At 72.2% G+C, this 25751-nt stretch carries 22 protein-coding genes; 15 read left to right on the forward strand and 7 right to left on the reverse strand.

Annotated features, from left to right (window positions below; translation table 11 throughout):
• Both B4K29_RS08605 and B4K29_RS08610 read left to right on the forward strand, forming a co-directional pair.
• Positions 1 to 1250, forward strand: a 1250-nt coding sequence (locus B4K29_RS08605) for an HNH endonuclease signature motif containing protein (protein WP_286967064.1), incomplete at its 5' end; no start/stop codon positions are given.
• A 192-nt stretch (positions 1251 to 1442) separates the two neighbouring features.
• Positions 1443 to 2711: an alcohol dehydrogenase catalytic domain-containing protein gene (locus B4K29_RS08610; protein ID WP_286967065.1), complete on the forward strand. Its 1269-nt coding sequence runs from the start codon at positions 1443 to 1445 to the stop codon at positions 2709 to 2711.
• A gap of 84 nt (positions 2712 to 2795) precedes the next feature.
• Here the strand turns inward: B4K29_RS08610 and B4K29_RS08615 are convergent, their stop codons facing one another.
• Entirely contained in the window at positions 2796 to 4055 is a 1260-nt protein-coding gene (locus B4K29_RS08615) for a glycoside hydrolase family 32 protein (protein WP_286967066.1), read from the reverse strand.
• A gap of 160 nt (positions 4056 to 4215) precedes the next feature.
• Here B4K29_RS08615 and B4K29_RS08620 point away from each other — a divergent pair, with 160 nt between their 5' ends.
• Positions 4216 to 5907, forward strand: a complete 1692-nt coding sequence (locus B4K29_RS08620) for a GMC family oxidoreductase N-terminal domain-containing protein (protein ID WP_286967067.1) — start codon at positions 4216 to 4218, stop codon at positions 5905 to 5907.
• A gap of 274 nt (positions 5908 to 6181) precedes the next feature.
• Positions 6182 to 7132 (forward strand): homoserine O-acetyltransferase MetA, encoded by a 951-nt coding sequence (gene metA / locus B4K29_RS08625; RefSeq protein ID WP_286967069.1) that lies wholly within the window; start codon positions 6182 to 6184, stop codon positions 7130 to 7132.
• On the opposite strand, the gene B4K29_RS08630 is transcribed toward metA, so the two are convergent.
• Both B4K29_RS08630 and B4K29_RS08635 read right to left on the reverse strand, forming a co-directional pair.
• Entirely contained in the window at positions 7125 to 8129 is a 1005-nt protein-coding gene (locus B4K29_RS08630; RefSeq protein WP_286967070.1) for an alpha/beta hydrolase, read from the reverse strand. The two genes, metA and B4K29_RS08630, sit on opposite strands and share 8 nt — an antisense overlap.
• A gap of 5 nt (positions 8130 to 8134) precedes the next feature.
• Positions 8135 to 8689, reverse strand: coding sequence for a quercetin 2,3-dioxygenase (locus B4K29_RS08635; protein ID WP_286967071.1), 555 nt, complete (start codon positions 8687 to 8689; stop codon positions 8135 to 8137).
• A 196-nt stretch (positions 8690 to 8885) separates the two neighbouring features.
• Between B4K29_RS08635 and B4K29_RS08640 the strand changes: the two genes are divergently transcribed.
• On the forward strand, positions 8886 to 9050 hold the full coding sequence (locus B4K29_RS08640; protein WP_286958525.1) for a hypothetical protein: 165 nt from the start codon (positions 8886 to 8888) through the stop codon (positions 9048 to 9050).
• Between the two features lie 49 nt (positions 9051 to 9099).
• On the opposite strand, the gene B4K29_RS08645 is transcribed toward B4K29_RS08640, so the two are convergent.
• The 3 genes from B4K29_RS08645 to B4K29_RS08655 are packed head-to-tail and all read right to left on the reverse strand — an operon-like array spanning position 9100 to position 12315.
• On the reverse strand, positions 9100 to 9966 hold the full coding sequence (locus tag B4K29_RS08645; RefSeq protein WP_019287137.1) for a carbohydrate ABC transporter permease: 867 nt from the start codon (positions 9964 to 9966) through the stop codon (positions 9100 to 9102).
• A gap of 1 nt (position 9967) precedes the next feature.
• On the reverse strand, positions 9968 to 10930 hold the full coding sequence (locus tag B4K29_RS08650) for a carbohydrate ABC transporter permease (RefSeq protein WP_239266100.1): 963 nt from the start codon (positions 10928 to 10930) through the stop codon (positions 9968 to 9970).
• Complete coding sequence (locus tag B4K29_RS08655) at positions 10930 to 12315, reverse strand: ABC transporter substrate-binding protein (protein WP_286958526.1); 1386 nt, start codon at positions 12313 to 12315, stop codon at positions 10930 to 10932. The genes B4K29_RS08650 and B4K29_RS08655 overlap by 1 nt, the downstream gene beginning before the upstream one ends.
• Before the next feature lie 176 nt (positions 12316 to 12491).
• Here B4K29_RS08655 and B4K29_RS08660 point away from each other — a divergent pair, with 176 nt between their 5' ends.
• From B4K29_RS08660 to B4K29_RS08670, 3 genes are all read left to right on the forward strand, one after another.
• Positions 12492 to 13517 (forward strand): oxygenase MpaB family protein, encoded by a 1026-nt coding sequence (locus tag B4K29_RS08660; RefSeq protein WP_286958528.1) that lies wholly within the window; start codon positions 12492 to 12494, stop codon positions 13515 to 13517.
• A 38-nt stretch (positions 13518 to 13555) separates the two neighbouring features.
• Positions 13556 to 15229 (forward strand): S8 family peptidase, encoded by a 1674-nt coding sequence (locus B4K29_RS08665; RefSeq protein WP_286967072.1) that lies wholly within the window; start codon positions 13556 to 13558, stop codon positions 15227 to 15229.
• Between the two features lie 117 nt (positions 15230 to 15346).
• Positions 15347 to 16483 carry a GNAT family N-acetyltransferase gene (locus B4K29_RS08670; RefSeq protein ID WP_286958530.1) on the forward strand — a complete coding sequence of 379 codons (1137 nt, stop codon included), beginning with the start codon at positions 15347 to 15349 and terminating at the stop codon, positions 16481 to 16483.
• A gap of 45 nt (positions 16484 to 16528) precedes the next feature.
• On the opposite strand, the gene B4K29_RS08675 is transcribed toward B4K29_RS08670, so the two are convergent.
• Positions 16529 to 17812, reverse strand: coding sequence for a DUF1479 domain-containing protein (locus B4K29_RS08675; RefSeq protein ID WP_286958531.1), 1284 nt, complete (start codon positions 17810 to 17812; stop codon positions 16529 to 16531).
• 120 nt (positions 17813 to 17932) lie between these two features.
• Here B4K29_RS08675 and B4K29_RS08680 point away from each other — a divergent pair, with 120 nt between their 5' ends.
• The 7 genes from B4K29_RS08680 (at position 17933) to B4K29_RS08710 (ending at position 25626) form a co-directional block, all read left to right on the forward strand.
• Positions 17933 to 19072 carry an ROK family transcriptional regulator gene (locus tag B4K29_RS08680; protein WP_286958532.1) on the forward strand — a complete coding sequence of 380 codons (1140 nt, stop codon included), beginning with the start codon at positions 17933 to 17935 and terminating at the stop codon, positions 19070 to 19072.
• 79 nt (positions 19073 to 19151) lie between these two features.
• Positions 19152 to 20348, forward strand: a complete 1197-nt coding sequence (gene serA, locus B4K29_RS08685) for a phosphoglycerate dehydrogenase (protein WP_019287145.1) — start codon at positions 19152 to 19154, stop codon at positions 20346 to 20348.
• Between the two features lie 95 nt (positions 20349 to 20443).
• On the forward strand, positions 20444 to 21976 hold the full coding sequence (locus B4K29_RS08690; protein WP_029212284.1) for an ABC transporter substrate-binding protein: 1533 nt from the start codon (positions 20444 to 20446) through the stop codon (positions 21974 to 21976).
• A gap of 23 nt (positions 21977 to 21999) precedes the next feature.
• Entirely contained in the window at positions 22000 to 22950 is a 951-nt protein-coding gene (locus tag B4K29_RS08695) for an ABC transporter permease (protein ID WP_286958533.1), read from the forward strand.
• Positions 22947 to 23804 carry an ABC transporter permease gene (locus B4K29_RS08700; RefSeq protein WP_019287148.1) on the forward strand — a complete coding sequence of 286 codons (858 nt, stop codon included), beginning with the start codon at positions 22947 to 22949 and terminating at the stop codon, positions 23802 to 23804. Before B4K29_RS08695 ends, B4K29_RS08700 begins: the two co-directional genes overlap by 4 nt.
• A complete protein-coding gene (locus B4K29_RS08705; RefSeq protein ID WP_286958536.1) occupies positions 23801 to 24787 on the forward strand; it encodes an ABC transporter ATP-binding protein in 987 nt (328 codons plus the stop codon). The genes B4K29_RS08700 and B4K29_RS08705 overlap by 4 nt, the downstream gene beginning before the upstream one ends.
• Complete coding sequence (locus B4K29_RS08710; RefSeq protein WP_239264680.1) at positions 24784 to 25626, forward strand: ATP-binding cassette domain-containing protein; 843 nt, start codon at positions 24784 to 24786, stop codon at positions 25624 to 25626. The genes B4K29_RS08705 and B4K29_RS08710 overlap by 4 nt, the downstream gene beginning before the upstream one ends.
• Positions 25627 to 25751: the final 125 nt, after the last annotated feature.

The raw sequence follows: 25751 nt of genomic DNA on the forward strand, positions 1-25751 counted from the left end.
GGCACGAGCAGGTCGCGGCGGGCGTCGCGGACCTGGCCGCCCGGGTGGACGCGCGCGCGGAGCTGGACGGGTTCCGGTTGATGATGCTGGCCCGGTACGCCACGGTCGCCGACCAGGAGCGCGCGGCCCGGCACGAGCAGTCCCGCCGGGGGGTGAGCACGTTCTCGGCGACCGGGGACGGGTTGTGGGCCTTTCGCGGGGTGGTGGGGGACGTGGACAAGGTCCGGTTGCAGGCCGCGTTGACGGCGTTCTCCGCGCCGCAGACCTCGACGTTGCCGGACGGGACGGTGGTGCGGGACGAGCGGACCGCGGCGCAACGACGTCTGGACGCGTTGCTGACCATCGTGGGGATCGCGGCGTCCTCGGGGGTGCGGGGGCCGATGGGCGCGACCGCGCGGGCGTCGTTGGTGCTGACCCCGGAAGCGTTGCTGGAGCCGTGCGAGCACCGCGCCAAGGACGCGTTCGGGCTGTGGCGCGGCACCAGTGGCGGGGGGCCGTGCGGGTGTCCGGTCCCGGCCGCGTGCGTCGACGACCTGGGCACGATCCTGGGGCCCCGCGCCGCCAGGGAGCTGACCTGCGGCGCTGACGTGACCCCGGTCTGGCTGGACCCGGCCGGTCGACCGTTGGACGTGGGGCGCACCACCCGCCTGGCCACCGCCCGGCAGCGTCGCGCCCTGGAGGTGCGTGACGGGGGGTGCAGCTTCCCCGGCTGCGACGCGGCGGCGTCGTGGTGCCAGGCCCACCACATCGTGCACTGGGCCGACGGCGGCCCGACCGACCTGGCCAACCTGGCCCTGGTGTGCGGGCACCACCACCGGTTCATCCACGCCCACCACATCACCGGGCGGGTCACCGCCGACGGGTCCCGCGTCCAGTGGGACATCACCCACACCTGGACCGGCTGGCACCCCACCCCACCACCCGACATCGACCACAGCACCGGCCCCGAGAGCGACGCAGACGCCGCATCAAGCCCCGACGCTGGCCACCGCGACGGCTCGGGCTCAAGCCTGAACGCAGACAGCGGCGCCGGGCCCGACGCTGACGACCGCGTCAGTGCTGGCGCGGGTGCCGGCGGGAGCACGGGGACTGGGGCGGGCGCGAAGGGTGGCTCAGGTGCGGGCGCTCCCAGCGCAGGACGCGAACCTCCCGACGACGGACACGGGCAGCCACCACCAGGCGGGCAACCGTCACGCCCACCCGGCGACCCAGCCCCGCGCCCACCCGGCCACCACGCCCTCACCGCCTGACCCACCACGAAGCGACCCCCAACCGACCGACCGCCAGCCGACCCATCCACAGACACGTCCACCCGGACAGCCCGCCAGGCTGCCCGGGCAGACGCGCGTCGCCGGCGGTCGGCCAGGCGACGGGGGATGCCCGCACCTGCGAACTTTAGTCAACCTCTAGACAAAAGCCGGGCGACCTCATACGGTGAAGGCATGCGCACTGAAGCGGCCGTCATCCACGGCAAGGGCAAGATCAAGGTCACCCACGTCGAGCTGCCCCCCATCGGGCGCGACGAGATCCTCATGAAGGTCATGTCGGACAGCATCTGCATGTCGACGTACAAGGCCACCATCCTCGGCGAGGACCACAAGCGCGTCCCGCCGAACATCTCCGAGGTCCCCGTCATGGCCGGCCACGAGTTCGCCGGCGAGATCGTCGAGGTCGGCGCTGACTACGCGGACGACTACACGGTGGGTCAGCTCATCGCCATCCAGCCCGCCATGGGCCTGGAGAACGGCTACTCCAGCGGCTACTCCTACCCCTACTTCGGCGGGGACACGCACTACACGATCATCCCCAAGATCGCGATCGACAAGGGCTGCGTCCTCAACTACGACGGCACCTACTTCGCGAACGCCGGTCTGGCCGAGCCGATGTCGTGCATCATCGGCGGGTTCCACGCGCAGTACCACACCAAGCCGTTCGTCTACGAGCACTTCATGGGCCCGGTCAAGGGCGGCAAGATGGCCCTGCTCGGCTGTGCCGGCCCCATGGGCATCGGCGCGATCGAGTACGCCATCAACGGTCCCTACACCCCGTCGCTGCTCGTCGTCGTCGACATCGACCAGGCCCGCCTCGACCGCGTCGCCAGCCTGATCACCGTCGAGGACGCCAAGGCCAAGGGCGTCGACCTGCGCTACGTCAACACCACCGGTGGCGACCCCGTGCAGCTGCTGCGCGACATCACCCCCGAGGGCAAGGGCTACGACGACGTGTTCGTCTACGCCCCGGTCAAGGCGCTCGTCGAGCTGGGCGACCAGATCCTCGGGTTCGACGGCTGCCTCAACTTCTTCGCCGGCCCGACCGACAAGAAGTTCGTCGCGGACTTCAACTTCTACAACGTGCACTACGAGGCCACGCACATCGTCGGAACCTCCGGCGGCTCCACCGGCGACATGATCGAGTCCCTCGAGATGTCCGCCCGCGGCGACCTCAACCCGTCGTTCATGGTCACCCACATCGGCGGCCTCGACTCCGTGCCCGAGACGGTCCTCAACTACCCCAACATCCCTGGTGGCAAGAAGCTCATCTACCCCTGGGTGTGCATGCCGCTGACCGCGATCGACGACTTCGCCGAGCTGGGCAAGGACGACGAGTTCTTTGCCGGCCTCGCCGAGATCTGCGGCCGCAACAACAACATCTGGAACGAGGAGGCCGAGAAGTTCCTCCTCGAGCACAAGACGGCGTCGACGGTCGAGTGACCTGCTGACCGAGCGGCCCCCTCCCGATCCTGGGAGGGGGCCGCTGCCGTATGCCGTCCGCCCGCCGTCTCGACGGGCCGGGCCTCAGCGCGACGTCGGGGCCAACGCGTCCAGCTGTGCAGCGACGTCGGCCTCGACGGTCCAGACGCGCGTCCCCACGTCACGCCACGTGCTCGGTGCGCTCCCGTCGTGGGGATGGGCCTCGACCACCTCGCCGTCGATCCACACGTCGACCCCGTCACCGACGGGCCCCCCGACGGCGCCCGCCAGGCCGGTCAGCCGCCACTCCCCGACGCCTCCAGGCACGCGCACCACGCCCGCGTCCTCGATCGTGGCCGGTCGGCCTGCAGGGGCCACGCGTCCTGGCTCGGGCACCACCAACGACTCCACCGCGGGGTCGAGGCGGCTGCGGAGCACGTCCCCCTCCACCGTGAGCCGACGAGGGAAGGTGAGGCACCCCGCCACGAGGTCGGCGTCCGGGTCGTCCGGGTCAGCGGGGATCCCGTCCTGTCGGACCCAGCCCATCAGCAGCGGCTCGGGCTCGTCGTGCAGGACCTGCGGTGCGTAGAGGACGTCCCCTGCGTCCAGGTCCCCGCCGCTGCGGGCGGTGAACGCCGGACGGCCCTCCGCATCCGTGTCGAGATCGCCCACCAGCCAGACCGCGCGGTCGAGGATCGTCTCGTGCTGCAGGCTGAGCACGAGGGCCGTGCCACCTGCGGTCCGCACGAGCTGCGGGCACTCCCAGATGTCGGCCGGGGCGTGCTGTGCCGCAACGGGATCCGCGTGGGTGAGCCAGAGCCCGACGTAGGTCCACGCGAGGATGTCGTCGCAGGAGTACAGCAGAACGGCGGGCGTGCCGTCGTCGAGACCGGCCCCCAGGAGCGCCCACCGGTGGCCGCCGTGGGTGAACACGAACGGGTCGCGCATGACCGCGATGCCGTCGACCTCGGGGGTCTCACCGACGACGATCGGCTCGGACCAGCGGCCCAGGTCGTCGTCGAGCGCCCACCGCAGGCACACGGTGCTCGCGAAGGTGTCGTCCACGACGCCTGAGTACGCCACGGCGGGGCGGTCCAGGCCGGGCACGAAGACGCCTGACCAGCAGCCGAACTCGTCGGGCCCGCCGGTGGTGGGGCCGAAGGCCACGGCGTGCTCGTCCCAGCGGGCCAGGTCGGTGCTGCTCGCGTGGCCCCACTCGATCCGGTCGTGCACCGCGGCGGCGGAGCTGTGCTGGTAGAACACGTGCCAGCGCCCGCCGTGGCGGGTTATCCCGTTGGGGTCGTTGAGCCAGCCGCGGCGGGGTCGCACGTGGTGCCGGGGCAGGGCGGGTTGGGGGACCGTCATGGGGACAGCCTGCCCGAGGACCGGACCCCTGCGCCTCCGCGGTCCGCGGGGGCGACGACGCTGCGGTGGCTTCGCGGGTGCGACACTGTGCGGCAGCGGGCGACCACGCGACGGGGCGGGGCGCCATACGGCCGGGGTCGTCCCGGGGGAGAGGTGCCTCATGGACCTGGTGACAGACGTCGACGTGCTGGTGGTGGGCTCGGGGTTCGGGGGATCGGTGGCGGCGCTGCGCCTGGCCGCCAAGGGCTATCGCGTGGAGGTGCTGGAGGCGGGGCGGCGGTTCGAGGACGAGGACTTCGCCAAGACCAGCTGGGACGTGCGCAACTTCCTGTGGGCACCGCGGCTGGGATGCTTCGGGGTGCAGCGGATCCACCGGCTGCCCGACGTGCTCGTGCTCGCCGGCGCGGGCGTCGGCGGTGGCTCGCTCAACTACGCGTGCACGCTCTACCGCCCGCACGGCCCCTTCTACAGCGACCGCCAGTGGGCGCACATCACCGACTGGGAGAGTGAGCTGTCGCCGCACTACGACGAGGCGACGCGGATGCTCGGGGTCGTCACCAACCCCTGCGACGGGCCGGTGGAGCGGCTGATGCTCGACGTCGCCCGCGAGATGGGGGTCGAGGAGAGCTATCGCAAGACGCCGGTGGGCGTCTACTTCGGCCGGCCGGGGGAGACGGTGGCCGACCCCTACTTCGGGGGCGAGGGGCCGGCGCGGACGGGCTGCACCGAGTGCGGCAGCTGCATGGTCGGCTGCCGGGTCGGCGCCAAGAACACCCTGGTCAAGAACTACCTCGCGCTCGCCGAGCGGCGCGGGGCCGTCATCCGTGACCGGCGGACCGTGACGCGGGTCCGGCCGCTCGACCCGTCCCGCCCCGAGCGCGGCTACCGGGTCGAGCACGAGCGCACCGGCGCCTGGGTGGGCCGCGACCGTCGCGAGACGACGGCGACGTATGTCGTGATGGCGGCCGGCGCCTTCGGGACGAGCCGCCTGCTCCACCGGCTGCGGCACACCGGCGACCTGCCGCGGCTGTCACCGGCCCTCGGTCGGCTCACGCGCACCAACTCCGAGATGATCGGCGGGGCCGGCACCCGTCGCGTGCCGGCGGGCATGGACCTGACCAAGGGCGTCGCCATCACCTCGTCCTTCCACCCGGACCAGGACACGCACGTCGAGAACTGCCGCTACGGCGTCGGGTCCAACCTCATGGGTGGGCTGACCGCGCTGCTCGTCCCCGGCGGCGGACGGGTGCCGCGCTTCGTGCGCTACCTCGGCGAGGTGGCTCGCGACCCGCTCGGCGCCGCCCGGTCCCTGTGGCTGCGGCGCTGGAGCGAGCGCACGGTCATCGGCCTGGTGATGCAGAGCCGCGACAACTCGCTGACGACCAGCTATCGGCGCGGGCCGCTCGGCGGGCACTCGATGACGAGCGAGCAGGGGCACGGCGAGCCCAACCCCACCTGGATCCCGGCCGGCCATGCGGCGCTGCGATCCATCGCCCGTCACCTGGAGACGGTGACGGGGATCCCGGCCGACGCGCGGGGCAGCGTCGGCGAGGTCGTCGACATGCCGATGACGGCGCACTACCTCGGGGGCGCCGTGATCTCGGACGACCCTGAGGCGGGTGTGGTCGACCCCTACCAGCGCGTGTGGGGCTACCCGGGCATCTCGGTGCTCGACGGGGCCGCGGTCAGCGCCAACCTCGGCGTCAACCCCTCACTGACGATCACCGCCCAGGCCGAGCGGGCGACCTCGCTGTGGCCCCGCCGCGGCGAGGAGGACCCGCGGCCGGCGCAGGGCGAGGCCTACCGGCGACTGGACGTTCCGGCCCCGGTCGCGAGCGAGCCGAGCCGCTAGGAGCGAGCCGCCAGCCGCCAGCCGCCAGCCGCCAGCCGACCGCCACAGCAGAGACCCGCTCCCCATCTCGCCCGGTGGGAGCGGGTCGGCGGTGCGGGCGCGCGTGTGGCACCCTTGCCGTGGGTCAAGAGCAGCGACCGATCACCTCGAGGAGGTCGCTCGGCACCCGGTTCCGCGCCGGTGCCGCTCGAGGGCAGACCCGGCCGCGCGGCCTCCGCCGACGCGGTCACGCGGGCCTCGATCGAGGTCCACCCGATCGAGGAGGTCGATCCCGTTGCCGGTCACCGTTCCCCGCGCCCTGCCGGCGCGCCGCACGCTCGAGTCCGAGAACGTCTTCGTCATGTCGACCGAGCGCGCCGGCCACCAGGACATCCGCCCGCTGCGTATCGCGATCGTCAACCTCATGCCGACCAAGATCGTCACGGAGACCCAGATCCTGCGGCTGCTGGCCAACTCGCCGCTGCAGGTCGAGATCACCTTCGTGCGGATGTGCTCCCACGAGTCCCGCAACACCTCGACCGAGCACCTCGACACCTTCTACCGCACGTTCGACGAGATCCGCGACGAGCGCTACGACGGCCTCGTCATCACGGGGGCGCCGGTCGAGAAGCTGCCCTTCGAGGCCGTGGACTACTGGGACGAGCTGTGCGAGATCCTGGACTGGAGCGCCGACCACGTCTACTCCACGATGCACGTCTGCTGGGGCGCCCAGGCGGGGCTCTACCGGCACTACGGCATCGGCAAGATGGAGCTGCCGGACAAGATGTTCGGCGTGTTCGAGCACCGCGTCCTGGACCCGCGCGCCCGCATCGTCAGCGGCTACGACGAGACCTTCACCGCGCCGCACTCCCGGCATACGGGCACGCCCCTGGAGGAGGTGCAGGCGCACCCCAAGCTCCAGGTGCTGGCCACCTCCGAGACCGCGGGGCTCTATCTGGCGCAGTCGCGCGACGGGCGGCAGCTGTTCGTGACCGGTCATCCGGAGTACGAGGCCGACACCCTGTCCCTGGAGTACCACCGCGACGCGTCCAAGGGAGTGCCGATCGACGTCCCCGTGGGCTACTTCCCGGACGACGACCCGACGCAGCCGCCGCGGGTCACCTGGCGCAGCCACGCCTTCCTGCTCTACGCCAACTGGCTCAACTACTACGTCTACCAGCGCACTCCGTACGATCTGGCCGCGATGCGCGGGGCAGCGCGCAGCGCCGACAGCTACGTCATCTGAGCGGGCTCGGCCCCAGGCGCGTCGTCAGGTGCTCCACGGTGCGGCGCAGCGCGTCCTCGGCGGCCTCGTCGCTCCCGCGCCACAGGTGGTCCGCGCCGGGCTCCAGGACCAGCTCGACCTCGACGCCGACGGCCTCGAGCGCCGCGGCGAGCCGGGCGCTCTGGGCGCAGGGGACCAGCCGGTCGGCCTCGCCGTGGACCAGCAGGTATGCCGGAGCGCCGGCGTGCACGTGGGTCACCGCCCCCGCCTCGGCCGCCGCGTCCGGCCGCTCGCTGATGGCGCCACCCAGCAGCAGGGCCTCGCGGCTGTCGGTGGCGGCAGGGTCGGCGCCGAGGTCGCGGGGCAGGCCCACCAGGTCGGTGGGGGCATACCACGCGACGACGGTCGCCACCGCCGACGAGACCCCCGTGACCCCGACGGTGCCCTCGAGCGGCGCGTCGGCGGCGAGCGTCCCGGTCACGCCGAGCAAGGCCGCGAGGTGGCCGCCCGCCGACTCGCCCCACGCCCCGATGCGGTCGGGGTCGATCCCGAGCTCGTCGGCGCGGTGCCGCAGCCAGCGCACCGCGGCCTTGGCGTCGTGCAGCTGCGCCGGCCAGGTCGCCTCGCCGCTGAGCCGGTAGTCCGCGCTCGCCACCGCGACCCCCGCCGCGGCCATCCGCTCGAAGGGGCTGACGACTCCTGAGAACGCCGGACCCGCCGAGCGGCGGCTGCCGAGGCGCCACCCGCCGCCGTGCAGGAACACGACGGCGGGGCAGCCCTGCACGTCGGCGATCGCACCAGGACGTGCACCAGCACGCGCATCAGGCGGTGGACCGGGCTGTGGATCGGGCTGCGGCGCAGGGAGATACAGGTCCAGCTCGAGGGGGCGGACGCCGTCCAGCGAGGCATAGGGCACACCCCGCAGCACGCGCACGCCGGCTGCGGTGACGGTGGCCTCGGGCAGCGGGCCTGCTTCCGCCGTCGGTGCGGAGGGCTCCGGGGAGGGCGCGGTCGGCATACGGCTCAGGCCCGGGACCAGTCGAACCCAGGCAGGAACTCCATGTGGAACTGCCGCGCCGCCGCGCCCATCCGCGGCCCGTCGGGCACGAACGGCGGGGTGTCGGCCGTGGGGTCGTCGACCTTGGTGCCCATGGTCTGGAAGAAGCGCTCGAAGCCGCCGCTGGAGACCCCCATGAGGCGGGTGTGCTCCTCGATCCGGTAGGCGTGCTCGGCCCCGGCCGGCACGAACGCGAAGTCACCGGTGCCGAGCACGCGCGAGACCTGGTCGCCGTCGGGCAGCTGCACGTAGAGGCGGATCGCGCCCTCCAGGACGTAGAAGGTCTCGTGGGTCTGGTCGTGCGCGTGCGTCGGGATGATCTCCCCGGGCGGGCAGGTGGAGGTGAAGACCCCGAACTGCCCCTCCGTCTCGTCCCCGCTGAGCAGCACGGAGAAGGTGTCGACGAAGAGCTTGGCGTGCTCGCCCTGCCCGGCCTCGAGGAAGAATGGGTGGGGGCGACCCGGCAGGACCCCCTCCCAGGCGGGGCGGCCGGAGGGATCGGCGAGGTACTCGAAGGTCATGAGGGGCTCCGCTCGTCACGGCGCCGGCGTCGCGGCGCGGGGGTGCGCTCACCCTAGTGCGACCCGCGTCGTCGTGCCGGGTGGTCTGACGGGAGGGGCTGCGGGGGTATGACGAGAGCCCGGGGCCACCCGGGGTCGCCATCAGGCGGCCGTCGAGCGGCCCACCGAGAAGTAGTGCGAGAGAACGGAGCACGCCATGTCCGAGCAGCGACCCGAGGACCAGCGCCTCACCGGCGACGACGCCGAGCAGGCCACCGGCGGCAGCGACGGGACCACGAGCCTCGACGAGCTCAACGACGCGGGCGCGGGTGCCGGCGCCGACAAGGAGGGTTCGACCTTCGAGCCGGAGGAAGACGACTGACCCGCTCCACCCGCTCCACCCGGCCGTTGGGCCACCCTGACGGGCGGCGTCAGCCCTTGTCGGCGCCGCTCGTCAGGCCCTCGGTGAGCCAGCGCTCCGCGATGCCGTAGAGCACGATCACGGGGATCGTCAGCAGGACCGACCCGGCCATGAGCACCGTCTTGGGCACCTCGACGCCGTTGGAGAGCTGGGACAGGCCGAGCGAGACGGTCCACAGGTCCCGCTTGGCGGCGAGGAACAGCAGGGCGAAGAGGAACTCGTTCCACGCGATCATGAAGATGTAGAGCCCGGTCGACATGATCGACGGCATGGCGAGGGGGAGCACGACCTTGGTGATGGTCTGGAAGCGGTTGGCCCCGTCGAGGGTCGCCGCCTCCTCGATGGTCGCCGGGATGGTCTCGAAGTAGTTGCGCAGCATGTAGATCGACACCGGGACGGTCTGGGCGACGTAGACGAGCATCAGGCCCGGGAGCGACTGGTAGAGGCCGAGCTTGGCGAACGCGATGACCAGCGGGATCGCCAGGACGATCGACGGGAACAGGTAGACCGACAGGAACAGCGCGCCCACCTGGCGGCGACCCTTGAAGGCGAGGCGGCTGACGGCATACGCGCCGGGGATCGCCACGACCAGGGTGAGGGCCACGGTCACGAGGGACACGACCGCCGAGTTGCGCATGAGCTGCGCGAAGCCCTGGCCCTCCTCCTCGACGGGCGCGAGGACGTTGGTGTAGGTCTCGGTCGTGACCGTCGACCACTCCGGCAGGAGCCGGCCGGGGTTCTGCAGCAGGGAGTCGATGGGCGTGAAGCTCAGCATCACCATGTAGTAGAAGGGGAACACGGTGATGACCAGCAGGAACGCGATGGTCAGCCAGCGCAGGACGCGCAGGACCGAGGTCTCGACGGCGTAGCGGTTCATGTCAGTCCTCCTGTCCCTCGTGCCGGGCCATGAAGCGCAGGTAGACGATCAGGAAGACCGCCATCACCAGGGACAGCACGACGGCCTGGGCGGCCGCCCCGCCGGCGTCGAAGCGCCCGGTGAGGTAGTCGTAGACCCGGACCGCGGCGATGTCCGTGCCCGCGGTGCCGCCCGTGAGCAGGTAGACGTCGTCGAACTTGTTGAAGGTCATGATGACCCGCAGCACGGACAGCAGGGCGATGACCGACATGAGCTGCGGCAGCAGCACGTGCCAGAAGTGCTGCGTGGGGGTGGCCCCGTCCACGAGCGCCGCCTCGTCGATCTCGCGGGGCACCGCCGTGAGCCGCGCCATGATGAACATGAACGCGAACGGGAAGTAGCGCCAGATCTCGAACGCGATCACCGTCACCAGCGCGAACGGCTCCCGGCCGAGGAAGTCGAGCGGCCCGTCCCACCCGAGCAGCTTCTGCCCGTAGACGTTGACGATGCCGTACTGCGTGTCCAGCATCATCTGCCACACGAACGCGACGGCGACGACGGGGGCGACGTACGGCAGGAGCATGAGAGCGCGGACGACGCCGCGCCCGGGGAACCGGTTGCGCAGCGCCAGCGCGGCGATCAGCCCCAGGACGATCGACCCGGCGGTCGATCCGACGGAGTAGACGACCGTCGTCCACATCGACTCCAGGAAGCCCGCGCTGGTGAGGACGCGTCGGAAGTTCTCCAGCGTGTAGGGCCCGTCGATGCCGGCGCGCCGGATCTGCAGGAAGGACAGCTTCTGGAAGGCGAGGACGACGTTCCACAGCACCGGGATGACGACGATCGCCACGACCACGATCACGGTGGGGGACACGAGGAGCCAGCCGTCGCGGTTGTCGCGACGGGCGGCCGACCAGCGCCGGCCCGCCCGTCCGGAGGGACCGGGTGCGGGCGTAGGCGTCGGCGTGGTGGCGGAGGTGCTCATCAGTTGAGGTCCTTCCTGATGTCGTCCACCGCGGTGGCGGCCTGCTCGGCGGCCTGACGGGCGTCGAGGCTGCCGGACGCGATGCCGGCCACGGCCTTGGGGATCGGCAGCTCGGAGGTGACCGCTCCCAGGAGGATGCCCCGGCCCTGGGCGATGCCCCACCGGTCGATGGTGCTCGCCGAGCTGCGGATGGAGGCCAGCACGTCGGGGGGATAGACCTCGGCCAGCGGCTTCTTGGTGTCGACCCCGGCGGGGAGCTTCGCCCAGGCGTCGACGTACGCCGTGGAGCCCTTGGTGGGGCCGGGTCGGGTCGGGAACTTGCCCTCGGGCGCCACGCCCAGCCAGGCCTGGTAGCCGTCGGTCATGACGTGCTCGATCAGCCGGCCGCCCTGGTCGACGTCCGAGCCGCGCATGAGCGCCCAGCCCGCCACCTCGCCGAACGAGCCCTTGCCGGTGCCGTCCGGGCCGCGGACCGCCGTCACGACGCCGCTGTTGCGCGCGAGGAAGGTCGGGTCGTCCTTGCACTCGGGGCACGTGGGCAGGGCGTCCTCGCGCAGGCCCGCCATCTCGTCCAGCAGGTAGGCCGACCACAGGACCATGGCGGACTCGCCGGCGAAGTAGGACGCCCGGGTCGTGTCGACGTCCTGCTTGGTCTGCGGGGAGTAGTTGCGGACCAGGTCGGCGTAGAGGTCCCACGTGCGCTGGCAGCGCTGGTCGCCCAGGGTCACCGCGCCGGCGTCGTCGACCAGCTGGCAGGAGTTGCCGAGCGCCAGCGTCTCGAAGCTCTGTGAGGTGAACGGGTCGGCCGGGTCGGTGGCCAGGGTGATGCCCTTCTTGCCCTCGGCGGTCAGGGCCTTGGCGGCGGCCGTCAGGTCGGCATACGTCGTGGGGGGCTTGAGCCCCTTGGCCTTGAAGAGGTCCTTGCGGTAGACGAGGATCTGCGACCACGAGTCCGAGGGGACCGCGAGGACCTTGCCGTCCTGCGTCTCCAGGTCCAGCATCGCCGGGCTGAAGGTGTCGCGGCCCAGCCGGTCCACGACCTTGGTCGTCGCGTCCCGGTCCACGAGCCCGAACTGGTCGATCTGGCGCACCGACCCGAGCCCGAGCGAGGCCACGACGTCGGGCAGGGTGCCGGACTGCGCGGCGCTCGCGATCAGCTGGGGGAACTGCGCCTCGTCGATGCCCACCAGCTCGGTCTGGATGCCGGTCTTGGTGGTGAAGGCCTCCATGATCTTGCGCTGGGCCCCCATACGGTCCGGCTGGGAGTCCAGCGTCCACACGGTGAGGCGACCGTCCTTGACCCCCAGGGGGGCGTTGGGGTCGCCCCCGTCGCCGCACGCGGCGAGAGCGAGACAGGTGACGCTCGCGGTGATCGCGGCGGTCATCCTCCTGACGAGCCTGTGCGGCGTCATCGCCACTCCCTCGCTGGTGGGGGTCGGATCGGGACCTGCGTCATTGAAGCACCGGTGAGGAACCTTCGACGGGTTCGTCACCCGATCGATTCATTCGAGCCGGGGCGGTGGGGCTCGTCAGGGCGCCGTCGGCCTGCGACGCTGGGGGCATGCGACAGGGGTGGGAGCATGACCATGGGGCACGGCTGCGGACCCGCGCGGCGCTGGGGCTGCGCGAGCGGATCGCCGGCACGGACGCGGACCGTCGGGCCGACCAGATCTGGGGGGAGGTGGGGGAGCGGTGGTTCGGACCCGACGACGCGATCTGGCAGGTCCACGCCGACACCAGCATGTTCAGCGGCGGGCTGCGCGCCCTGCTGCTGCAGTCCCTCCACCCCTCGGCCATGGCCGGGGTGGCCGAGCACAGCGGCTACAAGGGCGACCCGTGGGGTCGGCTGCAGCGGACCAGTCACTACATCGCCATCACGACCTATGGCACGGTCCGGCACGCCGAGGCCACCATCGGGGCGATCCGCCACCTGCACGGACGCGTCGTCGGGACGGCCCCCGACGGCCGGCCGTATGCCGCGAACGACCCCCACCTGCTGCGGTGGGTGCACGCCGCGGAGGCCGAGAGCTTCCTCGCCACGCACCAGGCGTTCGGCGCCCGGCCGCTCACGCGGGAGCAGCTCGACGAGTACGTCGCCCAGACGGCGCAGGTCTCCTCGCGGCTCGGCGTCGACCTGGCGGCCCTGCCCCAGACGTATGACGAGCTGATGCAGACCATCGAGTCCTACCGTGCGGAGCTGGTGACGACCCCGGCCGCGACCGAGGCGGCGCGCTTCCTGCTGCTGACGCCGCCGATCGACCGCGTGGCCGGGCTGGGCTACTGGACCCTCGCCGCGGGGGCGATCTCGACGCTGCCGCCGTGGTCGCGACGGATGCTCGGGCTCTCCGTCCTCCCGGACCAGATGACGGCGGGGCTCGACCGGGCCGTGGGCCGTCCGCTGGGGCGCGCCGCCACCGCCACCACCCGGTGGCTGATGTCGGACCCGGCCGTCGCCAACGAGTCACGGTCGCGTGCTGCCCTCGCCGCGGGTCAGCGGCCAGAGGCGAAATCCCCCACGGGACAAGTACACCCGTCTGGCGCTACCCCCAGCCAGGGTGCAGGGGCAGGATCGGACAATCCCCCCTAATCGGGCGGTCCCCACCCCCATCCCCGCAGGAGCCCATCGTGACCACACAACGTCGTGTCCTGGCCGCCGCTCTCGGTGCCTCGACGGTCCTGGCCGGACTCGCCGCAGCCACCCCCGCCTCCGCCGACCAGGACGGACCCGCTCGCTCGGTCCTGGTGCTCGCCGAGAACGGCGCTCAGGACGGTGCCGTCCGCGCCGCCATCACCCGCGCCGGAGGCACCGTGACCTCCGTCGACTCGGCCATCGGCCTCTACTCCGTCACCACCACCAAGACCCGTTTCACCGCCGACGTGCGCGACTCCGCAGCGGTGGACACCGCGGCCGCCGACCGCGTCGTCGGCTTCAGGCGCAAGCCGGCCAAGGCCTCCACGTCGGACATCGAGCGGCTGCGCGCCGAGCGTGCCCAGGGTCGCGGCAAGAAGGCCCCGGCACCCAACGTCAACACCAACGGCGAGCCGCTCGCTCCCCTGCAGTGGGACATGCGGATGATCCACACCGCGGAGGCGCACCGCATCGCCACCGGTCGCGGCGTCCGCGTCGGCGTGATCGACACCGGCGTCGACGCGTCCCACCCGGACATCCGCCCCAACTTCGACTTCGCCCTGTCGCGCAACTTCACCCGCGACATGCCCGACATCGACGGCGCCTGCTCGACCGACCCTGACGGCTCCTGCGACGACCCGGCCACCGTCGACGAGGGCGGCCACGGCACCCACGTCGCCAGCACGATCGCCTCCCCGGTCAACGGCCAGGGCATCGCCGGCGTCGCTCCCGAGGCCAGCATCGTCAACCTGCGGGCCGGGCAGGACTCGGGCTACTTCTTCCTCGAGCCGACGGTCAAGGCGCTGACCTACGCCGGCAACAACGGCATCGACGTGGTCAACATGAGCTACTACATCGACCCGTGGGCGTTCAACTGCGCCAACAACCCGGCCGACTCCGCCGAGGAGCAGGCCCAGCAGCGTCTGACGATCGAGGCCACCAACCGAGCCCTGCGCTACGCCCGCGGCAAGGGCGTCACGCTGATCGCCGCCGCCGGCAACTCCGCCACCGACCTGGACAACCCCACGGTGGACGACTCCTCCCCGGACTACCCGGAGGGCGCGGCCAAGACGCGCCAGATCGACAACTCCTGCCTCGACCTGCCGACCGAGGGTGACCACGTCCTCACCGTCACGTCCGTGGGGCCGACCACGCGCAAGGCCTACTACTCCAGCTATGGCCTCAAGTCCGTGGACGTCGCGGCTCCCGGCGGCGACATCCGCGACTACTACGGCACACCTCAGTACCGCAAGCCCGGCAACGTCATCCTCGCCGCCATGCCCAAGGCCGTCGGCATCGCCGAGGGCGACATCGACCCGGTGACGGGCGAGCCCACCAACGACTTCGTCATCAAGCAGGGCGACGGCTACTACACCTACCTGCAGGGCACCTCGATGGCCGCGCCGCACGCCACCGGCGTCGCCGCGCTCATCGTCGACCGTTGGGGACACCGTGACCCGCGCCAGGGCGGCAAGGCGCTGACCCCCAACCAGACCGAGAAGATCCTGATGCGCACCGCCACCGACCACGCCTGCCCGAACCCGGCCACCATGGTCTACCCCGGCGTCTCCGCCGCCTACACGGCGACCTGCACGGGCACCACCGAGTTCAACAACTTCTACGGCGACGGCATCGTGGACGCCCTGAAGGCGGTCACCAAGAAGCACTGACCCGCTGAGCTGCACGACTGAGCTGCACGGACGTGGGCGCCCGTCTCCCGGATCCCGGGGGGCGGGCGCCCACGCCGTGATGGGCGGCCAGGTGGCGTGGCTGGGATGATGGGAGGCATGCCCGAGACGACACCGCCGTCCCTCCGCCCCGCCACCCTGCCCGTCGAGGGACTGCCTCCCGGCTGGACGCTGCGGGTCCCCGACGAGCGCGACGTCCAACGGCTCGCCTGGCTGCGCGCCGCCGTCACGGACCGGGCGGTCCCCGGCGCGACGGCGGACGTCCGCACCGTGCTGCACGAGATCACCGGCGTCGCCTCCTGGACGCGGCGGCAGGCGGTGGCCGTCGACCCAGCAGGCGTGGTCCGAGGCTGGGCAGCGGCCCACGACCGAGCCGCCGGTCGCGTCCTCGCGCACGTCACGGTCGAGCCGGGCCTGGACGAGCAATTCGGCGCGGGCGCCGAGGGCAACGAGGGCGTCGAGCCCCAGGACGCCAAGGACATCGAGGGTGCGGTGGCCCGCGCCCTGCTCGACCGCGTCGAGGAGGCGGCCCGCGCGATCGCCCACCTGCGACGCCTGGGCTCCACCCAGATCGACATGGGCTCGTATGCCGGTGACGAGCGCCAGGCGGGGTGGCTGCGACGCGCCGGCTTCCGGCATACGCGCACCTGGCTGCAGATGACCCGGCCGGTCGACCCCGAGGCCGACCACCCGGCCACCCTCCCCGTCCCTCGGGACGGGGTCAGGGTGAGGCGAGTCCGTCTGCACACCAACGGGCTTCCCGTCGCCGAGGACATCCAGATCATCCACGAGATGCTGGAGGAGTCCTTCGCCGACCACTTCAACAGCTATCGCGAGAGCTTCCCCGAGTTCGTGCAGCGCCTGCAGGAGGACCCGGGTCACCGGTGGGACTCCTGGTGGCTGGCCGAGGTGCGCGACGACGCGGAGGGCGGGGGAGCCTGGCTCGCCGGCGGCGCCCTCGTCGGCACGGTGGTCGCCCCGGACCGGGACGGCGTGCAGGGCAGCTACGTCGACTACATCGGCGTGCACCGCCGGGCTCGCGGCCGCGGCGTGGCAAAGGCGTTGCTGCGCACGGTGATCGGCGATGCGGCGCTGCAGGGGCGCAACCGGGTGGGGCTCGAGGTCGACGACGACTCGCCCACCGGCGCGGACGCGCTCTATCGCTCCCTGGGCTGGGAGACCGCCTATCGCACCTGCTCCTGGCACCGCGACGTCGACGCGGGCGAGCACCGCTGAGCCAGCGGGCGGCTCAGCGGTGTGCCGGTCGGTCAGCCGATCTGTTCAGTCGGTGAGGCCCATCCCGCGTCGTCCGACCTCGGAGAGCTCGTCCTCGCGGAAGCGGTCCGGCCAGCTCGACTCGTAGTGCTCCTCCGGGAAGTCGTAGGGCGACTCGCCGGCGCGGAAGGCCTTGCGGACGTGGTCGGCGTAGGCCTCGTTCTTGGCGCACCACGGCGCGGCCGGGATGTACATCACATTGCCCCAACCCTGCTGGTCCTCGACCGGCTCGACCCCGTGGATCATGTCGCAGTGCCACCACACGGAGTCCCCGGGCGCCACGTCGGGGATGCCGGCGGTGGCCTCCAGGAGGAGCGGGTGCCACCGCTCGTTGGCGGGGAAGACCTGGTTGACCGTGACGTCGCACATCGAGTCGTCGGGCACGTCCGGCAGCAGCGGGCGCAGCATGAGATAGGCCATCGCGTGCGGGATCGGGACGGTGTAGAGCACGCCCTGGTCGTGGCGCATCTCGGACAGCGCCGTCCAGCCCTGGAAGGTCCGGAAGGCCGAGCACATGGTCGATCCCGGGTACTGCGCCGCCTCGGTGCGGTAGGCCGCGTCCCAGGGGTCGTAGGCCTCGGGCCAGCCGTCGAACAGGTGGCGGAAGTGGCGCTGGTAGCCCTCGCTCATCCACAGGTCCAGGGTGCCGGGGTCGAGGTGCGCGCCCAGGCCCTGGCTTGAGGCGCCCGGCGGGCGGCGCCGGATGCGGTCGGGATAGAGCGAGTCGCGACCCGGGTCGAACCAGCTGCGGCCCTCGGACTCGTGCCGCCACAGCCCGTTGAGGAAGGCCTGCACGCGGGCCATCCGCGGGTGCTGCCGGGCCTCCATCTGGGGGTGCGACCAGTAGACGGGGTAGATCTCGGGCTTGGACCCCACCGTCCCGAAGAAGTCGTCGCCGGGGCCGCGGTAGTCCTCGAAGAACCGGTTGCGGTCGACGTAGTCCACGACCTCGCGGTCCCATGCCTCGGCCTGCTCGCGGGGGAAGTGGCCGCGGACGATCGCGCAGCCGCGGCGCCGCAGGAGCGCGAGCTGGTCGTCCGGGACCGTGCCGGCCTCGATGTCCGCGTAGGCGATCTCGGGCCAGACCGGTCGACCCGCCTCCCGGTCGGCGCGGATCGCCTCGACCTCCTCGCGGACCTTGGCCTCGACGACGGCGAAGACCTCCTCGACCGTGCGGCCGCTGGCGGCGATCCGGGCGCGGAGCGCGGCCTTGACCTCGCGGATGGCCGCGGGCAGGTCCTCGGGGGTGGTCTCCCAGTGGGGGAGGGCGGGCAGGTCGGTGACCGTCATGAGCATCTCCATCGACTTCGTTTGGGCTCCTTACCAAAAGAGTGGCACGGCATCTGCTATTTTGCAAGGGTTCCTAACTAACCGCGTCGGGCAACGGTCCGCGCGAGAGACGAGGGCCGTATGTCGACGACCGACGCCCCGACGGGCCTGGGCCTCGTGCGCGGGGCCACCGACCGGCTCGTGCTCGAGTCCGTCATCGACCTCGGGCGCCGGACCCGCGCCGAGATCGCGCAGGCCACAGGCGTGTCCAAGCCCACCGTCTCGGAGTCGGTCCGCCGGCTGGGCGAGCTCGGCGTGCTCTGCGAGGCCGGGCGGCAGGAGGGCTCGCGGGGGAGGGCGGGCACCTACTACGAGCTCTCCGCGGGGGCCGGGCTGGCCGTGGCCCTGCACGCCGGACCGCACCTCGTGGTCGGCGAGTCCCTCGACGTGCGAGGCGATCTCGTGAGGCGGGTCGAGCGGCCGGTGGGGCTGACCGTCACCGCCGACGAGCTCCTGGCCGAGCTGGCCGCCGTGCTGGGCGACCTGGTCGACGGCGGCTCGCCTGCCGAGGCGTCCATCGCCGTCTCGGTGGCCGACCCGGTGGAGCACCGCACCGGGCGGCTCGTCCACCTGCAGGGGTCGCCGTTCGTGCTGGGCGAGGCGTGCGTGCGTGATGTCGTCGGCGAGGCCGCCGAGATCGACAACGACGTGCACTGGGCCGCCGTCGCCGAGCTGGCTCACGGTCGGCGCCGCGGTGACCTCGTGGACACCTTCCTGCAGCTCCACCTCGGGTCAGGGATCGGCGGGGCCCTCGTGGCGGACGGCCGCCTCGTCCGGGGGGCGCGGGGGCTGGCCGGGGAGGCGGCCTACGTGACGACGCGGGTGGGAGGGAGGGGGTCTGCCCGGCCCGCTGCCAGGCTGCTCGACGTGCTGGTCGACGAGGGCCTCACCGTGGACGGGGGCACGGTGGTCGACGTGGCGGCAATGGGGTCGCTCCTGCGGCGAGCGCCCCTGCGGGGCAAAGGAGCTCGCGTCGTCGAGGCTGTCGGCGGTGTGCTCTGCTCCGCGATCGCGCTCCTCGACCCTGGCCGCGTCGTCCTGAGCGGTCCGTGGGGTCGGGAACCCGCCCTTGCCGACGCGCTCGACGCGCACCTGCGACGGGAGGCGGTCGTCCCCGTCGAGCTCGTGGTGAGCGCCACCGGGCCGGAGGCGCCGCTCGACGGCGCCCGGCAGCGGGCCGTGGAGCTGGCGCGCGCGGGTCTGCTCTCGCGCGTGTCCTGAGGCGTCGTGCGGGCGTCGTGGACAGTCGTATGCCGGACGCCTCCCGCACCCCAGCCGTGAGCACTGACACGATGGCGCCATGAAGGCCCTGCTGCTCGAGAACGTCCACCCCCTCGCCACGACCATCCTGACCGAGGCGGGCATCGAGGTCGACCACCGTCCCGGAGCCCTGGACGAGGCCGAGCTCGTCGAGGCGCTGCGCGGGGTGCAGCTGCTCGGCATACGGTCCAAGACCGAGGTGACCCCCGCGGTCGTCGAGGCCGCGGACGACCTGCTGGCCATCGGCGCCTTCTGCATCGGCACGAACCAGATCGCGCTGGCCCCGGCCGCCGAGCGCGGCATCCCGGCCTTCAACGCGCCGTACTCCAACACCCGGTCGGTGGTCGAGCTGGCCCTCGCCGAGATCATCGTCATGGCGCGCCGGCTGACCGAGAAGGACAAGGCGCTGCACGAGGGCGTGTGGCGCAAGGACGCCAAGGGCTCGCACGAGATCCGCGGGCGTCGCCTCGGCATCGTCGGCTACGGCAACATCGGCTCGCAGCTGTCCGTGGTCGCCGAGATGCTCGGCATGGAGGTCTACTTCTACGACATCCAGGACCGCCTCGCGCTGGGCAACGCCCGCCGCTGCAGCAGCCTGGAGGAGCTGCTCGACATCGCGGAGGCCGTGACCCTGCACGTCGACGGGCGCGACGGCAACGCGGGGTTCTTCGGCCGCGAGCAGTTCGAGCGCATGCGCCCCCGGTCGCTCTTCCTCAACCTCTCGCGCGGCTTCCTCGTCGACTACGAGGCGCTGCGGGACAGCCTGCAGTCGGGGCACATCGCCGGCGCCTCCGTCGACGTCTTCCCCGTCGAGCCCAAGAAGTCCGGCGATCCGTTCAGCTCGCCCCTGCAGGGCCTGCCCAACACGGTGCTCACGCCCCACGTCGGCGGGTCCACCGAGGAGGCGCAGGAGGACATCGGCCGGTTCGTGGCGGGCAAGCTGCGGGACTTCGTGGCCTACGGCACGACCACCCTGTCGGTCAACCTGCCGGCGCTCACCCTGCAGCACGTCCCCGGGGACCACCGCCTCACGCACTTCCACACCAACACCCCCGGCGTCCTGGCCAAGGTCAACCAGATCCTGGCCTCGCACGGCGTCAACATCGGCGGCCAGCTCCTCGGCACGCAGGGCCACGTGGGCTATGTCGTCACCGACGTGGACTCGCCCCTCAACGAGGGCGCCCTCGCCGAGCTGCACGACCTGCCGGAGACCATCCGGCTGCGCGTCGTCGACTGACCTCGTCAGACGTCGCGGCGCGCCGTGTCAGACTTGGCGCACCCGCGGCACCGACGCAGGCGGGCCGGCAGCACCACCGTGAGCAGGAGACGTGCATGACCCAGCTGTTCCGCCGACGCGCGATCGTCGCCGTCGCCACCGCGAGCGTCCTCGCCCTGTCGGCGTGCAACGCCGGCTCCTCCACGACGGGCTCGAGCGGCAGCGCCTCCGGCCAGGCCGGCGCGGGCAGCAAGGACGTCGCCATCGGTCTGGTGCTCGAGCCCACGAGCATGGACTTCACGAAGTCGGACGGGGCGGCCATCGCGCAGGCGCTGCTCGGCAACGTCTACGAGGGCCTGGTCAAGGTCGACGAGAAGGGCGCTGTCCAGCCGGCGCTCGCCAAGAGCTGGACCATCAGCCCCGACCGCAAGACGTACACCTTCGACCTCGTGGAGGGGGCGAAGTTCAGCAACGGCGCCCCGCTCACCGCCGACGACGTGGTGTTCTCGATCAACCGGGTCAAGTCCGACTGGGCCGTCTCGGTCAAGAAGTCCATGGACGTCGTGAGCGAGGCCAAGGCCGTGTCGCCGACCAAGGTGCAGGTCACGCTCGCCCGCCCCAGCAACTCCTGGCTCTACGCGATGACCACCCGCATCGGCGCGGTCTTCAGCCGCACCGGGGTCGCGGACCTCGCGACCAAGCCTGTCGGCACCGGCCCCTACACCCTGGGCGAGTGGCGGCGCGGCGACTCGATCGTGCTGCGCCGCAACGACTCCTACCACGGCGCCAAGCCCTACTTCGAGCGGGTGACCCTGCGCTACATCAAGGACGCGGCGGCGCTGAGCAACGCGCTGCTGTCGGGGACCATCGACGTCATCGGCACGGTCCAGTCGCCGGAGTCCCTGCAGCAGTTCACGTCCAACGACAAGTACAAGGTGATCGAGGGCACGACCAACGGCGAGGTCATGCTCACGATGAACAGCTCACGCCCCCTGCTCAAGGACAAGGCCGTCCGTCAGGCCATCCGCCAGGCCATCGACCACAAGTCCCTCCTGCAGACCTGCTGGGCCGGTCACGGCACGCTCCTCGGGGCCATGGTCCCGCCGACCGACCCGTGGTACGAAGACCTCACGGGCGTCGCGCCGTTCGACCGCGCCAAGGCGACCCAGGCCCTCAAGGACACCGGCGCGGCCGGCAAGACGCTGCGGCTGCGGCTGCCCGCCGCGCCCTACGCCACGACCTGCGGCCAGGTGGTCAAGTCCGACCTCGAGCAGGCCGGGCTCAAGGTCTCGATCGACCAGGTGGACTTCCCGACCTGGCTCAGCGACGTGTTCAAGGGCGCGGACTACGACCTGACGATCGTCGCCCACGTCGAGCCGCGCGACATCGGGCGCATGTTCGGCAACCCGGACTACTACACGAAGTACGACAACAAGGCGGTCCAGGCCGAGCTCGCCGCGGCCGACGCCGGCACCGAGGCCCAGCAGGTCGAGCACATGAAGAAGGTCGCGCGCCTCACCGCCGAGGACGCCGCGTCGGACGTGCTCTTCCTCATGCCCAACCTCGTCGTCGCCGACAAGGACATCACCGGCCTGCCGACCAACGCGGTCGGCGAGACCCTCGACCTCGCGCACCTGTCGCGGTCCTGACCTCCGACCCCGACCCCCAGCCCATGCTCCTCGGACTGCTGCGCCGCGTCGGGACCTTCCTGGTGTCGCTGCTGGTCAGCAGCGTCCTCGTCTTCGGCTTCATGGTGCTGCTGCCGGGTGACCCCGCACGGGTGGCCCTCGGCACCAACGCGACCGAGGAGGCCGTGACCGCGCTTCGGCACGAGTTCGGGCTCGACCGGCCGCTGGTCGTGCAGTATGCCGAGTGGTTGCGGGGCCTCGTGACCGGCGACCTGGGCCAGTCCTACGTGTCCCGCGCCGACATCGCCCCGCAGGTCGCCGACCGCCTCCAGGTGTCCCTGCTGCTCGTCCTCGCCGCGATGGTGGTGGCCGTGCTGGTGGCCATACCGCTCGGCACGTTGACCGCGCTGCACCACCGACGACCCGCCGGGGTCGTGCTGGCGGCGCTGTCCCAGGTGGGGGTGGCCGTGCCGGCGTTCCTCGTGGGCGTGCTGCTCATCAGCCATTTCTCCGTGCAGCTGCGCTGGCTGCCCGCCAACGGGTGGACGCCGCCCGCGCAGGACCCCGCGATGTTCGTCAAGCAGCTGATCCTGCCCGCCCTCTCTCTGGGCATCGTGCAGGCCGCGGTGCTGGCGCGCTACGTGCGGTCCGCCATCCTCGACGTGCTGCACGAGGACTACCTGCGCACGGCCCGCGCCAAGGGGCTGCGTCCCGGGCCCGCGCTCGTGCGGCACGGCCTGCGCAACGCGTCGGTCCCCGTGATGACCGTCCTTGGCCTGCAGCTGGCGACGACGCTCATCGGGGCGGTCGTCGTGGAGCGGGTGTTCGTCATACCTGGGCTCGGGTCGCTGCTGCTGGACAGCGTCGGCAACCGCGACCTCGTCGTGGTCCAGGACGTCGTCATGGTGCTGGTCGTGGCGGTCCTGCTGATCAACCTGCTGGTCGACGTGCTCTACCTGGTGCTCGACCCCCGCCTGCGGACGGGGGCGCGATGAGCAGCCGGACCCCCGCATCCTCCGCCGCCCGTGGTCGTCGTCGGGTCGACGCGTCGCTGGTCGTCGGCACCGTCCTGGTCGGGCTGGTCGTCGTGACGGCGCTGGTCAGCTTCGTCTGGACCCCGCACCCGCCCGGCCTCACCGACGGGTCCGTGGCGCTGCGCGGCCCGATGGCCGGCTATCCGCTCGGCACCGACCGGCTGGGCCAGGACGAGCTGTCGCGGCTGATGGTGGGCGCACGCACCACCTTGCTGGTGGGCATCGTCGCGGTCGGGCTGGCCGCCGTCGTGGGGGTGCCGCTCGGCGTGCTCGCGGGCATGCGCGGCGGCCTGGTGGGCCGGCTGGTGATGCGGGCCAACGACCTGCTGCTGGCGTTCCCCGCGCTCCTGCTGGCGATCATGCTGGCGGCCGTGCGCGGCGGCTCGACCACGGTGGCGATGGTCGCGATCGGCATCGCGTCGATCCCCACCTTCGCGCGGGTGACGCGCTCGGGTGTGCTGTCGATCATGCAGCGCGAGTACGTCATGGCCGCCCGGTCCGCCGGCCGCACCCCCCTCGGGATCGCGGTGCACCACGTGCTGCCCGGCGTCGCCAACCTCGTCATCGTGCAGTCGTCCGTGGCCTTCGGCATGGCGATCCTCGCCGAGGCCGGCCTGTCCTACCTCGGGGTCGGGACGCCGCCCGACGTGCCGAGCTGGGGGCGCATGCTCTACGACAGCCAGGCCACCTTGTGGCAGACGCCCCGCCTCGCCTGGATCCCCGGGCTCGCCATCGCCCTCGCGGTCCTCGGCTTCAACCTGCTGGGCGACGGCCTGCGCGACCTGCTCGACCCCACGCTGGAGGACCGCCGATGAGCGGCAACGTGCTCGAGATCAGCGGGCTCGCCATCGACGCGGGGGACACCCGCCTGCTCGAGGACGTGTCGCTGACGATCGCACCGGGGGAGCGGGTGGGGCTGATCGGCGAGTCGGGCTCTGGCAAGTCGATCACCTCGCTGGCCATCATGGGCCTGCTGCCCCGCACCCTGCGGGCGAGCGGGTCGATCCGGCTCGCGGGCGTGCGGCATGACGTCGTGGGCGCGTCCGAGGAGGAGCTGTCGGCGGTCCGGGGCCGGGACGTCGCCATGGTCTTCCAGGAGCCGCTCACCGCCCTCAACCCCACGATGCGCGTCGGCGACCAGGTGGCCGAGGCCATGACCATCCACGGGACCCAGCCGTCGCGGGCGGCGGCCCGGGCCCGGGCCGCCGAGCTGCTCGAGGCCGTCCGGCTGCCTGATCCCGCGGACCTCGCCCGGGCCTATCCCCACCAGCTGTCCGGCGGCCAGCGCCAGCGGGTGGTCCTCGCCATCGCCCTGGCCAACGACCCCGCCCTGCTCATCTGCGACGAGCCCACGACCGCGCTCGACGTGACGGTGCAGGCGGAGGTGCTCGACCTCGTCGTGCGCGGCGTCGAGTCCCGTGACGCGGCGCTGCTGTTCATCACCCACGACCTGGCCGTCGTCGCGACCGTGTGCGAGTCCGTCGCCGTGATGTACGGCGGTCGCATCGTCGAGGCCGGCCCCGTCGAGCAGGTGTTCCGGCATCCGCGTCACCGCTACACCCAGGGCCTGCTCGCGGCGTCCGACCTCGCGGTCGATCCCGCCACCCGGCGGCTGCGGACCATCGCCGGGTCCGTCCCGCCCGCGGGTGAGCTCCCCGAGGGCTGCGTGTTCCGCACCCGCTGCTGGAAGGCCACGGACGCGTGCCGGGTCACGCCGCCGTGGACGACCGAGCCCGGCCCGCTGGGGGAGCGGGGCTTCGCCTGCCACCACCCCGCGCAGACGGAGATGTTCGTATGACGACCCCGGCCATCGCGGTGCACGACGTCACGCGGGACTACCCCCGGCCGCGTCGCCGGCTGCTCGAGCCCGCCCCCGTCGTCCGGGCGCTGCGCGGCGTGAGCCTGGAGGTCGCGCCGGGCGAGAAGCTGGGCGTCGTGGGGGAGTCCGGATCGGGCAAGTCCACGCTGCTCCGCATCGTCGCCGGGCTCGACCGGGCCACGAGCGGCACCGTGGCCGTCGACGGGCGGGACGTCACGCGGGCGTCCGACCGTGAGCTGGCGTGGCTGCGGCACCGCCTGCAGGTGGTCTTCCAGGACCCGATGAGCTCGCTCGACCCGCGCCACCGGGTCGGGACCATCGTCGCCGAGCCGCTGCACGCGCTGGGGCTCGCGCGGACGGTCGACGTCGACGCGCGGGTCGGCGAGCTGCTGTCGTCGGTGGGGCTCTCGCCCGACGCCGCGCGGCGCTATCCCCACCAGTTCTCGGGAGGGCAGCGGCAACGCATCGCGATCGCGCGGGCGCTGGCGCCGTCGCCGGGGATCCTGCTGGCCGACGAACCGGTCTCTGCCCTCGACGTCTCGGTGCGCGCGCAGGTGCTGGGGGTCATCGACGACCTGGTCCGCGAGCTGTCGCTGACCCTGGTGTTCGTGTCGCACGACCTGTCCGTGGTGCGGCACGTGTGCGACCGGGTCGCGGTGATGCACGAGGGGCAGGTCGTCGAGAGCGGGCCGACGGCGCAGGTCTACGACGACCCGCAGCACGCCTACACCCAGCGCCTCGTCGCGGCCGTGCCGTCGGTGCGCCGCGCCCTCGCCGGCGTGACCGCCGCGGACCTCGCCGCCGGCAGACCTGCCTGAGGTAGTGACATCGACCTGGCGTGCCAACCCCGGCCGACGTGACTACCTCGGGTAGGTCCACCCCGGACGACGGGCGCCGGTGTGCGGTGGGCACGATGGTGGTGTCGCACGACGACGTGCCACAC

This window comes from Arsenicicoccus sp. UBA6765 (assembly GCF_002453335.1).
GTDB classification, from domain to species: domain Bacteria; phylum Actinomycetota; class Actinomycetes; order Actinomycetales; family Dermatophilaceae; genus Arsenicicoccus; species Arsenicicoccus bolidensis.

What these genes read in the sequence shown, in the direction of transcription:
- B4K29_RS08630 (WP_286967070.1), bottom strand. Translation starts at nt 8,129, where the DNA reads ATGCCGACCGCGCCCTCCCCGGAGCCCTCCGCACCGACGGCGGAAGCA.
- B4K29_RS08610 (WP_286967065.1), top strand. Translation starts at nt 1,443, where the DNA reads ATGCGCACTGAAGCGGCCGTCATCCACGGCAAGGGCAAGATCAAGGTC.
- B4K29_RS08645 (WP_019287137.1), bottom strand. Translation starts at nt 9,966, where the DNA reads ATGAACCGCTACGCCGTCGAGACCTCGGTCCTGCGCGTCCTGCGCTGG.
- B4K29_RS08650 (WP_239266100.1), bottom strand. Translation starts at nt 10,930, where the DNA reads ATGAGCACCTCCGCCACCACGCCGACGCCTACGCCCGCACCCGGTCCC.
- serA (WP_019287145.1), top strand. Translation starts at nt 19,152, where the DNA reads ATGAAGGCCCTGCTGCTCGAGAACGTCCACCCCCTCGCCACGACCATC.
- B4K29_RS08655 (WP_286958526.1), bottom strand. Translation starts at nt 12,315, where the DNA reads ATGACCGCCGCGATCACCGCGAGCGTCACCTGTCTCGCTCTCGCCGCG.
- B4K29_RS08620 (WP_286967067.1), top strand. Translation starts at nt 4,216, where the DNA reads ATGGACCTGGTGACAGACGTCGACGTGCTGGTGGTGGGCTCGGGGTTC.
- B4K29_RS08690 (WP_029212284.1), top strand. Translation starts at nt 20,444, where the DNA reads ATGACCCAGCTGTTCCGCCGACGCGCGATCGTCGCCGTCGCCACCGCG.
- B4K29_RS08710 (WP_239264680.1), top strand. Translation starts at nt 24,784, where the DNA reads ATGACGACCCCGGCCATCGCGGTGCACGACGTCACGCGGGACTACCCC.
- B4K29_RS08680 (WP_286958532.1), top strand. Translation starts at nt 17,933, where the DNA reads ATGTCGACGACCGACGCCCCGACGGGCCTGGGCCTCGTGCGCGGGGCC.
- B4K29_RS08705 (WP_286958536.1), top strand. Translation starts at nt 23,801, where the DNA reads ATGAGCGGCAACGTGCTCGAGATCAGCGGGCTCGCCATCGACGCGGGG.
- B4K29_RS08695 (WP_286958533.1), top strand. Translation starts at nt 22,000, where the DNA reads ATGCTCCTCGGACTGCTGCGCCGCGTCGGGACCTTCCTGGTGTCGCTG.
- B4K29_RS08640 (WP_286958525.1), top strand. Translation starts at nt 8,886, where the DNA reads ATGTCCGAGCAGCGACCCGAGGACCAGCGCCTCACCGGCGACGACGCC.
- B4K29_RS08635 (WP_286967071.1), bottom strand. Translation starts at nt 8,689, where the DNA reads ATGACCTTCGAGTACCTCGCCGATCCCTCCGGCCGCCCCGCCTGGGAG.
- B4K29_RS08700 (WP_019287148.1), top strand. Translation starts at nt 22,947, where the DNA reads ATGAGCAGCCGGACCCCCGCATCCTCCGCCGCCCGTGGTCGTCGTCGG.
- B4K29_RS08675 (WP_286958531.1), bottom strand. Translation starts at nt 17,812, where the DNA reads ATGACGGTCACCGACCTGCCCGCCCTCCCCCACTGGGAGACCACCCCC.
- B4K29_RS08660 (WP_286958528.1), top strand. Translation starts at nt 12,492, where the DNA reads ATGCGACAGGGGTGGGAGCATGACCATGGGGCACGGCTGCGGACCCGC.
- B4K29_RS08670 (WP_286958530.1), top strand. Translation starts at nt 15,347, where the DNA reads ATGCCCGAGACGACACCGCCGTCCCTCCGCCCCGCCACCCTGCCCGTC.
- B4K29_RS08615 (WP_286967066.1), bottom strand. Translation starts at nt 4,055, where the DNA reads ATGACGGTCCCCCAACCCGCCCTGCCCCGGCACCACGTGCGACCCCGC.